The sequence below is a fragment of the Streptosporangium sp. NPDC001681 genome (assembly GCF_040298085.1).
Taxonomy (GTDB): Bacteria; Actinomycetota; Actinomycetes; order Streptosporangiales; family Streptosporangiaceae; genus Streptosporangium.
Map to the genome: position 1 here is coordinate 78,124 of NZ_JBEOZN010000014.1, position 13,857 is coordinate 91,980.

General features: G+C 71.7%; 13 protein-coding genes. 12 read left to right on the plus strand and 1 reads right to left on the minus strand.

Features of this window, described 5'->3' with window-relative positions; genetic code table 11:
- Positions 1 to 15: 15 nt before the first annotated feature.
- From ABT130_RS09525 to ABT130_RS09550, 6 genes are all read left to right on the plus strand, one after another.
- Complete coding sequence (locus tag ABT130_RS09525; RefSeq protein WP_350954274.1) at positions 16 to 882, plus strand: universal stress protein; 867 nt, start codon at positions 16 to 18, stop codon at positions 880 to 882.
- Between the two features lie 59 nt (positions 883 to 941).
- Positions 942 to 1,979 (plus strand): zinc-dependent alcohol dehydrogenase family protein, encoded by a 1,038-nt coding sequence (locus tag ABT130_RS09530; RefSeq protein WP_350954276.1) that lies wholly within the window; start codon positions 942 to 944, stop codon positions 1,977 to 1,979.
- Positions 1,980 to 2,161: 182 nt separating this feature from the next.
- Positions 2,162 to 3,013: a universal stress protein gene (locus ABT130_RS09535; protein WP_350926006.1), complete on the plus strand. Its 852-nt coding sequence runs from the start codon at positions 2,162 to 2,164 to the stop codon at positions 3,011 to 3,013.
- A 197-nt stretch (positions 3,014 to 3,210) separates the two neighbouring features.
- Entirely contained in the window at positions 3,211 to 3,765 is a 555-nt protein-coding gene (locus ABT130_RS09540; RefSeq protein ID WP_350954277.1) for a DoxX family protein, read from the plus strand.
- 70 nt (positions 3,766 to 3,835) lie between these two features.
- Positions 3,836 to 5,533, plus strand: a complete 1,698-nt coding sequence (locus ABT130_RS09545; RefSeq protein ID WP_350954279.1) for a sensor histidine kinase — start codon at positions 3,836 to 3,838, stop codon at positions 5,531 to 5,533.
- Positions 5,534 to 5,873: 340 nt separating this feature from the next.
- On the plus strand, positions 5,874 to 7,478 hold the full coding sequence (locus ABT130_RS09550) for a fatty acyl-CoA synthetase (protein WP_350954281.1): 1,605 nt from the start codon (positions 5,874 to 5,876) through the stop codon (positions 7,476 to 7,478).
- Positions 7,479 to 7,815: 337 nt separating this feature from the next.
- On the opposite strand, the gene ABT130_RS09555 is transcribed toward ABT130_RS09550, so the two are convergent.
- Complete coding sequence (locus tag ABT130_RS09555) at positions 7,816 to 8,247, minus strand: pyridoxamine 5'-phosphate oxidase family protein (RefSeq protein ID WP_350954283.1); 432 nt, start codon at positions 8,245 to 8,247, stop codon at positions 7,816 to 7,818.
- Positions 8,248 to 8,403: 156 nt separating this feature from the next.
- On the opposite strand from ABT130_RS09555, the gene ABT130_RS09560 reads away from it, so the two are divergent.
- From ABT130_RS09560 to ABT130_RS09585, 6 genes are all read left to right on the plus strand, one after another.
- Positions 8,404 to 8,769, plus strand: coding sequence for a hypothetical protein (locus ABT130_RS09560; RefSeq protein WP_350954285.1), 366 nt, complete (start codon positions 8,404 to 8,406; stop codon positions 8,767 to 8,769).
- A gap of 333 nt (positions 8,770 to 9,102) precedes the next feature.
- Positions 9,103 to 10,422, plus strand: a complete 1,320-nt coding sequence (locus ABT130_RS09565; protein WP_350926020.1) for a phosphoribosyltransferase family protein — start codon at positions 9,103 to 9,105, stop codon at positions 10,420 to 10,422.
- Positions 10,423 to 10,482: 60 nt separating this feature from the next.
- Positions 10,483 to 10,752, plus strand: coding sequence for a metal-sensitive transcriptional regulator (locus ABT130_RS09570; protein ID WP_030914234.1), 270 nt, complete (start codon positions 10,483 to 10,485; stop codon positions 10,750 to 10,752).
- A 249-nt stretch (positions 10,753 to 11,001) separates the two neighbouring features.
- Positions 11,002 to 12,399 carry an MBL fold metallo-hydrolase gene (locus ABT130_RS09575; protein WP_350954287.1) on the plus strand — a complete coding sequence of 466 codons (1,398 nt, stop codon included), beginning with the start codon at positions 11,002 to 11,004 and terminating at the stop codon, positions 12,397 to 12,399.
- Entirely contained in the window at positions 12,396 to 13,001 is a 606-nt protein-coding gene (locus tag ABT130_RS09580; protein WP_350954289.1) for a rhodanese-like domain-containing protein, read from the plus strand. Before ABT130_RS09575 ends, ABT130_RS09580 begins: the two co-directional genes overlap by 4 nt.
- A complete protein-coding gene (locus ABT130_RS09585) occupies positions 12,998 to 13,762 on the plus strand; it encodes a sulfite exporter TauE/SafE family protein (RefSeq protein WP_350954291.1) in 765 nt (254 codons plus the stop codon). The genes ABT130_RS09580 and ABT130_RS09585 overlap by 4 nt, the downstream gene beginning before the upstream one ends.
- Positions 13,763 to 13,857 lie beyond the last annotated feature (95 nt).

Sequence of the window (13,857 nt, forward strand, 5' to 3'; positions counted from 1 at the left end):
CGAAGGGGGAACAATATGATCCTGGTGGGAGTCGACGGTTCACAGGCCGCGCTTGAGGCCGTGAGCTGGGCCGTGCGGGAGGCCGGGCTACGCGACAGCGAGTTGCGCGTCGTGCACGTCATGGTGGCCTGGCCGTTGGAGATGGCCGAGGACGCTCCGTACGCCGACGTGGGCCGGTGGATGCGCGACGGGGCCACGTCCATGCTGACGGACGCGCTGAACCGGGCCCGCGAGGAGGACAGCCGGGTCAAGGTGGAGTCGTCGCTGCTGCCTGGCGATCCCAGGGACGTCCTGATCAAGGCCGGGCGGGACGCCGACCTCCTGGTGGTCGGCAGTCACGGCCGGGATGGTTTCTCCGGCATGCTGCTGGGGTCGGTCGCGCTGGGCGTGGCCGGGCATGCCCCTTGCCCGGTCGCCGTCATACGGAGGACGCCCGCGCGGTCGGGCGGTGAGGTGGTCGTCGGAGTCGACGGCTCCGTGGCAGGCGTGTCGGCCATCGAGTTCGCCTTCGCCGAGGCGTCCCTGCGCGGTGCCGACCTGCGGGCGGTGCACGCCTGGAACCAGCCTGTCGTCGGTGGGGGGCCGTTCGCCCTGGCGTCCGCCGAGGAGACGGCCGAGGGGGAGCGGCGGCTGCTGGCCGAGGCGCTGGCCGGCTGGGGTGAGCGTTATCCGGATGTCACGGTCACCGAGCAGGTGGAGCAGGGGCATCCGGTGGATGTGCTGAAGAACGCCTCGGCACAGGCCGATCTGCTGGTCGTGGGGTCACGTGGCCGCGGGGACCTCGCGGGGCTGCTGCTGGGCTCGGTCAGTCACTCGCTGCTGCAGCACGCCGTCTGCCCGCTGGTCGTGACACCCGCCGTCGCGGCACCCCGGCACACCTGACCGGACGGCCGGAGAGGGCGACATCCGCTTACCGGCGGCGAGAGACGAAGGGGTGGATCATGAAAGCGCTGGTCTATCGGGGACCCGGCAGGAGATCGTGGCAGGAGGTCCCCGAGCCGGGGATCCAGGCGCCCACGGACGCGGTGGTCCGCGTCGACGCGGTGACGATCTGCGGCACCGACCTGCACATCCTCAAAGGGGACGTGCCGGCCGTCGAGCCGGGCCGGATCCTGGGACACGAGGCGGTCGGCACGGTCACCGAGGTCGGCGCCGGGGTCGCGCTGAAGCCAGGCGACCGCGTCCTGGTCTCGTGCGTCTCGGCGTGCGGGCGCTGCCGCTACTGCCGTACGGGCTCCTACGGGCAGTGTCTGGGCGGCGGCGGCTGGATCCTGGGCCACCACATCGACGGGACGCAGGCCGAGTTCGTACGTGTTCCCTTCGCCGACACCTCGACCCATCTCGTGCCCGAGGGGATCGGCGACGAGGCCGTGCTCATGCTGGCCGACATCCTGCCCACCTCCTACGAGGTCGGTGTGCTCAACGGCAGGGTCACCCCCGGCGACACGGTGGTCGTCGTGGGCGCGGGCCCGATCGGCCTGGCCGCGATCACCACCGCCCGGCTCTACAGCCCCAGCCGCATCATCGCCGTCGACCTGGCCGAGGCCAGGCTGGAGGCGGCCACCCGCTTCGGCGCCGACGTGGTGATCGGCGCGGGCGGTGATCCCGCCGAGGAGGTGGCCGAGCTGACCGGCGGCCTGGGCGCCGACGTCGCCATCGAGGCCGTCGGCGTGCCGGAAACCTTCGAGCTCTGCGCCCGCCTGGTCAGGCCGGGTGGCCACGTCGCCAACGTCGGCGTGCACGGCAGGCCCGTCACCTTGCACCTTGAGGAGTTGTGGGCACGCGACCTCACCTTCACCACCGGCCTGGTCGACACCTACTCCACGCCGACGCTGCTGAGCATGCTCGAGGCGGGCCTGCTGGACGGCGGCCGGTTCGTCACCCACCGCTTCGCGCTGCACGACATGGAGAAGGCCTACGAGGTGTTCTCCCACCCGCAGGAGACCGGGGCGCTCAAGGTGGTGCTCACCCGCGGCTGACCCGCTCGGCGGACGTCGCCGGCACCGGGAGACGGGGTTTCCTGTCGCGTGTCCTCGACGCCACAGCGCCGTCCGGTTCCGCCGCGGGTGACGAAAGGCCCTGCCGTCACGCGGGCCGGAAGGGACTTCCGGCCCTGGGCGCGGCAGGTTTAGCGAAGGTCAGATGGGAATAAGGAGGACCCATGTCTAATCTGATCATTGTTGGAGCCGACGGCTCCAGTAACGCGACCGCCGCCATCGAGTGGGCGGCCGACGACGCCGCCCGGATGGGCCTGCCGCTGCGCATCGTCACCGCCGTGCAGCGCTGGCCGAACGACATCCCCAAGTTCCCCGCCCCCGAATGGGAGGACGCGGTGACCGAGTCCTCCCGGAAGGTGCTGGCCGCCGCGGAGGAGACGGCCCGCTCCCGGCAGCCCGGCATCGAGGTGACCACCACGCTGATCGAGGGACCGCCGTCGCTGGTCCTGCGCGAGCAGGGAAAGGACGCCACGGAGGTCGTCGTCGGGACCAGGGGGCTCGGCGGGTTCGCCGGAGCCGTGATCGGCTCGGTCAGCGTCCACGTCGCCGGTCACGTGCACTGCCCGGTCGTCGTCGTCCGTCCCGGCCGGGCCGGGGCACACGGCGAGATCACGGTCGGCCTCGACGACTCCGACGCCTGTGAGCCCGCCCTCGCCTACGCCTTCGAGCAGGCCAGGCTACGCGGCAGCACCCTGCGCGCCCTCTACGCCTGGCAGGTGCCGGTGCACATCTACGCCCCGGAGATCGTCTATGACATGGACGAGTTCCGCGCCGCCCACGACAAGGTCATGACGGACCGGCTCGCCGGGTGGCGGGAGAGGTACCCCGAGGTGAAGGTGATCGAGGACGTGCGCCGCGCCCACGCGGTCGAGGCTCTCAGTGACGCCTCCGACACCTGCGACCTGCTCGTCGTCGGTTCCCACGGCCGCGGTGCCCTCGGCTCGTTGTTCCTGGGCTCGGTCAGCCGGGGTGTCCTGCACCACGCCCGCTGCTCCGTCGCCGTCGTCAGGTCTTAACAGGGGGCTCGGCAGGGTCCTGGCAGGGTCCTGGCGGGACCCTGCCAGGGTTCGACGAGGGCGAGAGGCCGAAGGTCCCATGAACGCGATGACCTTCGCAGTCCGGGCGCGAGCCGTACGGCACTGCGCGGCGGCCCCGGAAAACGATGTGATGAAGACACAACAGAGACCGCGAAACACTACCGAAAGGGGCCGTCATGGCCACCACGCACGGTCGGGACGTTCCCTCCAAGCAGTCCGCCACGAACGTCACCCCTCCGGCGGCGACGCGTCCGGTCGACTACGTCTGGGCGATCGCGCGCATCTCGATCGGATGGATCTTCCTGTGGGCGTTCCTCGACAAGACCTTCGGCTGGGGGTTCGCCACCCCCGCCGACCGCGCCTGGATCGCCGGTGGCAGCCCCACGACCGGGTTCCTCAAGGGCACCGGTGAGAACGCCCTCGGCGGCCTCTTCTCCGGCCTGGCCGGTCAGGCCTGGGTCGACTGGCTGTTCATGCTCGGCCTGCTCGGGGTCGGCGCCGCCCTCATCCTGGGGGCCGGCATGCGGATCGCCGCCGTCGCCGGGGGCCTGATGCTGATCCTGATGTGGGCCGCCGAGCTGCCCCTGGCCACCAACCCGTTCATGGACGACCACATCGTCTACATCGTCGTGCTCGCCGGGCTGGCGATGGCGGGCGCCGGTGACACCCTCGGCATCGGCAGGTGGTGGAGCAACACCTCCCTGGTGCGGAACTACCCCGTCCTGCGGTAACCGGGCCGCCGAGACGCCCACTCCATGATCGGGGTGGGCGTTTTGCCGTCTTGGTGCGAGACTCCCGGACATGGCAGACACCGACTCCCACCCCCTGCTTCCGAACATGCGGCTGGATGAACTGCTGTCGGAGCTGCAGCTCCGGCTCGAAGCGGTCCTCGCCACCCGCGACCGCGTACACGCCCTGCTCGAGGCGGTCGTGGCGGTCGGCAGCGACCTCGACCTGGAGACGGTGCTGCGCCGCATCGTCGAGACCGCGACCAGGCTGGTGGACGCCGGTTTCGGCGCGATGGGCGTGGTCGGCCAGGAGAACACGCTGGTGCAGTTCATCCCGGTCGGGCTCAGCGAGGAGGAGATCGCCAGGGTCGAGCACTGGCCGCACGGCCTCGGCCTGCTCGGTTTGCTGATCAAGGAGCCGCGACCGCTGCGCCTGGCGCGCATCTCCGACCATCCCGAGTCCTACGGCTTTCCTCCGGGTCATCCCCCCATGGGCTCCTTCCTCGGGGTGCCGGTCCGGGTGCGCGACGAGGTGTTCGGCAACCTCTACCTCACCGAGAAGCGCGGCGGCGGCGAGTTCGACGAGGAGGACCAGGCGATCGTCGTCGCGCTGGCCACCGCGGCCGGTGTGGCGATCGAGAACGCCCGCCTGTTCGAGGAGACCCGCCGCAGGGAGACGTGGCTGGCCGCGTCCTCGGAGATCACCACCAGCCTGCTGTCCGGCGCGGACCCCCAGGAGGTCCTCACCCTGATGGCCAGGCGCGCCCGTCAGATGACCGGCGCGGACGTCGTGGCGATCCTGCTGCCGGAGGCGGGCGGGCAGCTGCTACGGGTGGCGATCGCCGACGGCGAGAACGCCGGGCAACTGGAGCAGGTGGAGATCCAGGTCGCCGGCTCCCTGGCCGGACGGGCCTTCGCCGGCGGCGAGCCCCTCATGGTCAACGATCTGGACGAGACCGGACTGCGGAGCGTGTTCTCCGATCATCTGCCGATGGGCCCGGTGGGGGCCGTCCCGCTGGGCGCGGCGGGTGTCGCGCGCGGCGTGCTGTCACTCGGCAAGCGCTCGGGCCGCATCCCGTTCGTCCGGTCGGAGCTGCGTACCCTGCACGCCTTCGCCGCCCAGGCGGCGGTGGCGCTGGAGCTGGCCGAGAGCCGCAAGGACGCCGAACGGCTGGGCCTGCTCGAAGACCGCGACCGCATCGCCAAGGACCTGCACGACGTGGTCATCCAGCGGCTGTTCGCCGTCGCCATGACGCTGATGAGCACGGTCCGGCTGGTCGAGAGACCGGAGGCCTCCGGCCGCCTGAAGGGCGCCATCGACGAGCTCGACGAGACCATCCGCCAGATCCGCTCCACCATCTTCGCCCTTCAGACGCCCAGCGGGGACGGCGCCCCCAGCCTGCGCGCCCGCATCGTCGAGATGGTGGAAGGCGCCCGTGGTCACCTGGGCTTCATGCCCGGCCTGCGGATGGACGGGCAGCTTGACAACCGCGTGCCGCCCGAGGTCGCCGACCACCTGCTGGCGGTGCTGCGCGAGGCCCTGTCCAACGCGGTACGGCACGCCAGGGCCGGGAGGATCGACGTCTCCGTCGAGGCGCTGGACGACCGGCTCACCCTCGTCGTGCGGGACGACGGCGTCGGGCTGGCCGGCGACGGCAGGCGCAGCGGCCTGCGCAACCTGCAGGAGCGGGCGGCCCTGCTCGGCGGCTCCTTCGAGATCGTCTCGCCGGAGACGGGGGGCACCAGCCTGACCTGGAGCGTACCGCTCTAGTCGCGCGCCACGGCGCCCTGGGCCCCGTCCTGCGGTCCTTCGGCTCGCGCCTGCGGGAAGGCCGCCGCGGCCGGTCGGAACCAAGGCCGTGGTCAGCCTGAAGGCCGAAGCCCGGGACGCCGAGGGCAACCGCCTCAAGCAGACCGGCACCCGGCTGTTCAACCTGCGCTGAACCGTCCGCTGAGCGAAGAGTCTGCCGGGTGGCGGGGATCTCCCCGCCACCCGGCAGCTTCGTGTGCGGGTGGCAGTCGCCGGTCAAACCCCTCTGTGCGCCGCGAAAGGGCGGATATCGCTACGCTTACCAGAAGTTTTGTCTGTAGCAGACACTCTGGAGAAGCCCATGTCTCTTGCCGGAGCCCCGGAGCGGGCGGATGTCGCGCTCGCCCGCCGTCAATCGCTGGCCGACCTGCTTCGCCGGTCCGCCCGGCGTCATCCCCACCGGCTCGCCGTGTCGGACGGCGTGAGCAGCCGTACCTACGCCCAGCTCGACGAGGACGCCGGCAGGATCGCCAACGCGCTCCTGGAAAGAGGGGTGGGCCCCGGCGACCGGGTGGCGGTGCTCTCGCGCAACAGCGTCGCGTACGTCCAGACGATCTTCGCTGTCGCCCGGGCGGGTGCCGTACTGGTGCCGATCAACTTCATGCTCCGGGGCGAGGAGGTCGGATATGTCGTCGGTCACTCCTCCGCCGTCGCCCTGATCGCGCAGGATGAGCTCCTCCCGGTCGCCGAAGAGGCGATCAAGGCGACGGACCGCCTGCGGACACGGATCGTCTACGGCGAGGCGACCGGAGACTGGGAGCCGTTCTCGGCCCTGCTGGACCACCGGGACTCCCGCGAGCCCGCGGTGCCCATCGCGCCGGACGACCCGGCCCAGATCCTCTACACCTCGGGCACCGAGTCGCGCCCCAAGGGCGCGGTGCTGTCCCATGCCGCGCTGATCGCCCAGTACGGCAGCTGCGTCATCGACGGCGGCATGGACCGCGACGACGTCGAGCTGCACTCGATGCCGCTGTTCCACTGCGCGCAGCAGCACTGCTTCCTGGTGCCCGACATCCAGCTCGGAGCCTCCAGCGTCATCCTGCCCGGACCCGACCCGGCCGCGGTGCTCGCCGCGATCGAGAGCCACCGGGTGACCAAGTTCTTCGCGCCGCCCACGGTCTGGATCGCCCTGCTGCGCCACCCGGACTTCGACAGGCGCGACCTCTCCTCGCTGCGCAAGGGCTACTACGGAGCGGCGATCATGCCCGTGGAGGTGCTCCGGGAGATCGGCGAGCGGCTGCCCGGCGTGCGCCTGTGGAACTTCTACGGCCAGACGGAGATGGCGCCCGTCGCCGTCATGCTCCAGCCCGAGGACCAGATCCGCAAGGCCGGATCCGCCGGTCAGGCCGCTCTGAACGTGGAGACCCGTGTCGTGGACGCCGAGGGCAGGGACGTGCCCGCCGGTGAGATCGGGGAGATCGTCCACCGGAGCCCGCACGCCATCCTCGAATACCTCGACGACCCGGAGAAGACCGCCGAGGCGTTCCGCGGCGGCTGGTTCCACTCCGGCGATCTGGGGACCGTGGACGAGGAGGGCTACCTCACGGTCGTCGACCGGATCAAGGACATGATCAAGACCGGCGGGGAGAACGTCGCCAGCCGCGAGGTCGAAGAGACGATCTACGAACACCCCGCCGTCGCCGAGGTGGCGGTCGTCGGGGTCAGGCATCCGAGCTGGATCGAGGCGGTCGTCGCGATCGTGGTGGCCAAGGCCGGTGCGGCCGTCACCGAGGAGGAGTTGCGGGCGCACGCCCGTGAGCGGCTGGCGCCGTTCAAGGTTCCCAAGGCGTTCGCGTTCGTCGACGCGCTCCCGAAGAACCCGAGCGGCAAGATCCTCAAGCGTGAACTCCGGGAGCGGCACGGCGAGCTCGCGGACCGGATCGCCGACGCGGGCGCCAGGCGCTGAGACCCCGGAACGTCATCCGCCGTACGGGCGGCACGCACCTGGCCGCCCGTACGGCGGCGCTCGCCGGCGCGGCCGGGTGCGCGCCCGCCACCTCACAGGACGCTCAGCGGCGCCGGTTCGCGTCTGCCACCTCGGAAGACCGGCCGTGCCCGGCCGGTTCACCCTGCCGCGGGGGCGGGGTGTTTCATCCAGCACCCGGTTGAACTCGCGGCAGCGGTCATCGGCGTCAAGCCGGATCACCCACAGGTCGCTGTATGTGCGGTCCGGATAGGCGGTGCGCCCATGGACGATCGCCACCTCGTCGGTGACGGTCACCGGACGCCGGTCGAACACGGCCTCACCGGGCTTGGTCGTCGACGGGCCTGGGCGAGATGCGGCGGCCGGTGAGGTGGCCCGTCTGCACCAGGATGTAGTGGTCCCGGTTTGCCGGTGCCCAGGTGGTCAGGGGCAGCCGGGCCAGGCGTTCGATCTCCCGCGACTCGTACACGGCTCGCGCGGGCCCCACCGCGGTGACCGACCAGCCGGTGCGCGCCGACGGATCGAAGTCGTCGGCCTCGAAGGCGACGATCGCGTCGCGGGCCGCCGCGGCGAGCTTGGAGCCGATGGTGGTGCGGATCACCACCGTCTCGCCGTCGAGGACGAAGTTGACCGGCTGCACGGCCGGAAGGGCACGGTCGGTGAACACGATCCGTCCGATCGAGACCGAGCCCAGGAGTTCGAGGCACTCCGGCCGGGAAAGCACTTCAAGGCCTGCCGAGTCGAGCTTCATGCCTCCCAGGCTGCCCGTCGGCGTACCGGGGACGTTAGGGGCTAAAGTCCTGTCATTGGCGGTGTTCGGCCTTCAGGGAGGTCCGCGGTACGCGTTCAACGCCGTTGCCGTCCCGGTTTCAGCTGGCCGGCCCCTCCCTATGTGATGATCGTGACCATGGCCGACATCGAGTACGTCGAGTACGCCGGGGTTCTGGACGGTGACGACCACATGACCATGGCGCGCGTCCTGGAGATCTGGGCCGGTGGCCCGGTCCGCGTCGCGCTCCACTTCTTCGGCTGGGAGATCGACTACGACAGCGAGATCATCTCGGTCTACGCCCAGCCCGTGAACCGTCGTGACCAGGAGTCCCATTACCTGCTGTCCGGCACCCTCAAGGCGACGGCCGCCGAGGCCGAGGCCCGCCTGAGGGCTCTGATCGCCGCCTGTGGCGAGGCGGGCATCGGCTGCGAGCTCGAATACCTGATCGTGGACGAGAACGGCCGCGTGCTCGAAGAGCGCGAGGGCGGCATCGTGTCCTGAGCCTTCATCCCCGTGAATCCCCGGGGGAGCGGCGCTCCGACAGCGGTTGGGAAGCGGGCCGATACTCGTGAAATGGGTCCGCCTGGCCGGTTGTTCTCCTATATGGGACTCCGAACCGGGGTCTTTCGCCCTTGCGAACCGGGGCCTTCAGCCCTGGCGCCGGGACGCCCCGGCGGCTGACATTGGCTGTTGGGGGTGAGGTCTCGCCGTCGGCTGTGAGGAGGGCCGCGGCGACCGATGGGCGGCCGGTTGCCCGGCGAAGCCGGACGCGGACGTGATCTCGAGGCTCCGCAGGTGAGCGGAGGTGCGCGGGGCGTCGGAAGGGGGGGCGTGGTGTTCGCCGATCGTCAGGATGCGGGCCTGCGGCTGGCCGAGCGGTTACGCGGGTCTGTCGGTGCTGATGAGGAAGTGGTCGTTCTGGGTCTGCCCAGGGGCGGCGTGCCGGTGGCGTTCGAGGTGGCGCGGGCCCTTGACGCGCCACTGGACGTGATCGTGGTCCGCAAGCTCGGGGTGCCGTTCCAGCCGGAACTCGGGTTCGGCGCCGTGGGGGAGGGCGGGGTCCGCGTCATCAATCACGACATCGTGCTGCTCACGGAGCTCACCTACGCGGAGACGACCGAGGTGGAGGAGTACGAGCGGGCCGAGGTCCTGCGCCGCGCGCGCCAACTGCGCGGCGACCGCGCTCCGGTGGACCTGACGGGCCGCACGGCGATCGTGGTGGACGACGGGGTCGCCACCGGGGGGACGGCGCGTGTCGCCTGCCAGGTCGCCCGGGCGCGGGGCGCCTCACGGGTGGTGCTGGCGGTGCCGGTGGGGTCACCGGAGACGATCGCGAGCCTGCGCGAGGTCGCCGACGAGGTGGTCTGCCTGCGGACACCGGAACGCCTTCTGGCGGTCGGCGTCTGGTACATCAATTTTTCCCAGACCACCGATGAGCAGGTGGCCGAGCTGCTCCGAAGGGCCGCGTCCGCGGCGGGGGAGCGCGACGGGAGCGCGACCTCCGATTCGCCGGGCCGCGACGAGGAGGTCCTGGTGGACGCCGGGCAGGTCGGGTTGCCCGGTCAGCTCGTCGTCCCGGAAGGCGCCGGGGGAGTGGTGGTGTTCGTGCACGGCAGCGGCAGCAGCCGGCACAGCCCGCGTAACCGGTACGTGGCCGGCGTGCTCAACGGCGCCGGTCTGGGGACGCTCCTGTTCGACCTGCTCACCCTGGAGGAGGGGGCCGACAGAGGCAACGTGTTCGACATCGGGCTGCTGGCCGAAAGGCTCGTCCGGGTGACCGGCTGGCTGGGCGAGCAACCTTGGGCGGCGGGCCTTCCTGTCGGCTACTTCGGAGCGAGTACCGGAGCGGCGGCCGCGCTGTGGGCGGCGGCGGAGCCGGGCTGCGAGGTCGCCGCCGTCGTCTCCAGGGGTGGGCGGCCCGATCTGGCCGGGCCGCGGCTGCCCGAGGTGCGGGCGGCGACCCTGCTGATCGTGGGAGGTGCCGACGGGATGGTGGTCGACCTCAACCGGGCCGCGCAGGAACGGTTGCGCTGCGAGAGCCTGCTCCAGATCGTCCCCGGCGCCACCCACCTGTTCGAAGAGCCGGGGGCACTCGAAAGCGTCGCCGCCCTCGCCCGCGATTGGTTCACCGGTCATTTCGGACCGCCGGCGTGAGGTCTTTCACACCGCACCCATGTACCCCCGGGGGTATATTGGGGGCGGAGGTGAGGCGGGATGGAGATGGACGCGACGGTCCTGTCGGACGCGCTGACGCGACTCAAGCGGGCCCAGGGGCAGCTGGGCGGAGTGATCGCGATGATCGAGAACGGGGACGACTGCGAGCGGGTGCTGACCCAGCTGGCGGCGGTCTCCAAGGCGTTGGACCGGGCCGGATTCAAGATCATATCGACGGGCATGCAGCAGTGCCAGATGGCGCGCGAGCGCGGCGAGCAGCCGCCGATCAGCCAGGAGCGGCTGGAGAAACTGTTCCTGGCCCTGTCGTGACCCATCGCGTCCCGCCCGCCGCGCGGTGGGCGGGACGCGATGGGAGGCATGGCATTTTTCTATCCGGAGGATACCCCCCTGGGTATATTCGCACCGAAGTGGGGTGAACGCCCTCCGTGACGCGGTCCCGGGCGGGCCGCCGCGGCGACGCCGGACACACATCCGGCGGGAGCTCGCCGACCGGCCTGAAACCCGGGCCCGGCCGGTCCTCACCTACCGGCGAAGACGACAACGACGAAGTGAGAGGCGATGATGACGACGATCGAGACAGTGGTGGTGGAGACCTCCTCGCTGGGGGACCGCAGCTATCTGGCCCACGACGGGCGGGTGGCGCTGGTGGTCGACCCGCAACGGGACATCGACCGGATCCTGGCCCTGGCCGGCCGGCTGGGCGTGCGCGTCACCCACGTGGCCGAGACCCACCTGCACAACGACTACGTCTCCGGCGGGCTGGCCCTGGCCAGGCTGACGGGCGCGGCCTATCTGGTGGCGGCGGCCGACGAGGTCGCCTTCGACCGGGTGCCCGTGAGCGACGGCGACGAGATGGTGCTGTCACCGTCGATGCGCCTTTCCGCGGTGGCCACCCCCGGGCACACCTTCCACCACCTGTCCTACGTGCTCGGCGGTCCCGGCGGGCCGACGGGAGTGTTCACCGGCGGGTCGCTGCTGTTCGGCACCACCGGCCGCACGGACCTGCTCGGCGCCCGGCACGCCCACGTCCTGGCCCAGCACCAGCACGCCTCGGCGCGACGGCTGGCCGACCTGCTGCCCGACGGTACGCAGGTCTGGCCCACCCACGGGTTCGGCAGCTTCTGCTCGGCCACCCAGACCGACGCCTCATCCTCGACGATAGGACGCGAGCGTGGCGCCAACCCGGCGCTGCGGCTGGAGGCCGACGACTTCGTCACCCAGACCCTCGCCGGGCTGGACGCCTACCCCGCCTACTACGCCCACATGGGCGCCAGGAACACCGCCGGTGCGGACCTGGTCGATCTGACCCCGGCGAGGCGGGCCGACGCCGCCGGGCTGCGCGCGCGTATCGACGCCGGTGAATGGGTGGTGGACCTGCGCTCGCGCAAGGCGTTCACCCAGCGGCACCTGGCCGGAACGCTGAGCTTCGGCCTGGACGGCCCGATGTCGACCTGGCTGGGCTGGATGGCTCCCTGGGGGGCGTCCATCACGCTGCTGGGCGAATCGGCGGAGCAGGTGGCCGCCGCCCAGCGCGAGCTGGCGCGCATCGGCATCGACCGTCCGGCCGCCGCCGCGACCGGTACCCCCGAGCAGTGGGCCGGTGGCGACGGCGCCAGGCTGGGTGAGCTGACCGTCGCCACGTTCGCCGAACTGGCCGCCGTGCGCGACGGCCGTAACGTGCGCGATCTGCCCGCCCCCGACGTCGTGCTGGACGTACGGCTGCGCAACGAATGGCGCGCCGGGCACATCGACGGCGCGACGCACCTCCCGCTACCCGAACTACCACACCGCCTGGCCGAGATCCCGGACGGGACGGTGTGGGTGCACTGCGGCTCCGGCTACCGGGCCGCCGCCGCGAGCAGCCTGCTGGCCCGTGCCGGCCGCCGGGTCGTGCACATCGACGACGACTACCCCCAGGCGGCCGAAAGCGGCCTGACCATCGAGGAGACCTCATGACCGGCCACGACACACCCGCCACGCTGGATACGGCCGCCCTGAGCCGGCTGATGGACTCCGGGCAGACGCCCCGGCTGATCGACGTGCGCACCCCCGGTGAGTTCGAGACCGCCCACATCCCCGGCTCGGTCAACGTGCCGCTGGATCTGCTGCGCGAGCACCGTGAACGGCTGCGCGCCCACCTCGGCGGCCCCCGGCGGGAGCAGGTGGTGCTCGTCTGCCGCTCCGGGCAGCGCGCCGCGCAGGCCGCGGCGGCCCTGTCCGGAGCCGGACAGGCGGCCCCGCGCCTCCTGGAAGGGGGCATCCTCGCCTGGCAGGAGGCCGGCGCGCCGCTCCGCACCGGCCGGGCCCGCTGGGAGCTGGAACGCCAGGTGCGCCTGGTGGCCGGATCCCTCGTGCTGACCTCGATCCTGGCCAGCACGCTGTTCCCGCCGGCCAAATGGCTCGCCGCCGCGATCGGTGGCGGGCTGACCTTCGCCGCGCTCTCCAACACCTGCGCGATGGGCATGCTGCTGGCCAGGCTCCCCTACAACCGAGGCCCCCGCCGGCCCGGCCTGGAGGCGGTACTGGGCCAATTGGCGCAACGGGAGGCGACCTCTTGACGGCGGCGCTCGGCCTGGGCGCGCTGATCGGCATCCTGCTCGGGCTGCTGGGCGGCGGTGGATCGATCCTGGCGCTGCCCGCCCTGGTGTACGGGGTGGGCCTGCCGCCGGCCTCGGCGGTGCCGGCCTCGCTGCTGGTGGTGGGCGTCTCCTCGGCCACCGCCGTGCTGCCTCGCATCCGGGCGGGACAGGTGCGCTGGCGCATCGCCGTGGTGTTCGGCGGCGCCGGGGCCCTGGCCGCGTTCGGGGGCGCCGCGATCAACAGGATGCTGCCCCCGCAGGCGATCCTGATCGGGTTCGCCGCGCTCATGGCGGTGGCCGCCTGGCGGATGCTGGCCGGCGACGCCCCGGCCGGCGGGGCCTGCGCGCTGCCCGGCGGCGGGGTGAACTGGCGCAGCTGCCTGCCCAGGTCCGTCGCCGCCGGCGCGGCCGTGGGCGCGCTGACCGGCCTGTTCGGCGTCGGCGGCGGGTTCCTCATCATCCCGGCCCTGGTGCTGGCGCTGGGATTGCCGATGACGGCCGCGGTCGGCACCTCGCTGCTCATCGTGGTGGTCAACTCGGCGGCGGGGTTCGTCGCCCACGCCGATGGCGCCGACCTGGACCGCACGCTCATCGGCGCCTTCACGGTGGCCGCGGTGATCGGGTCGCTGGCCGCCGCCCGCCTGGGCCGTCACCTGGACGCCGAGCGCCTGCGCCGCTGGTTCGCCTACCTCGTCCTCGCCGTGGCCGCCTTCGTCCTGGCCCAGGGAGTGCTCAACTGATTCCTTGGCAACACGCTGACGGTACGGAAATCCATACCTGAGGGGGATCGTCATACGATGAGGACGCCGGTCCAGGAAGACCTCTCGATCTTCCC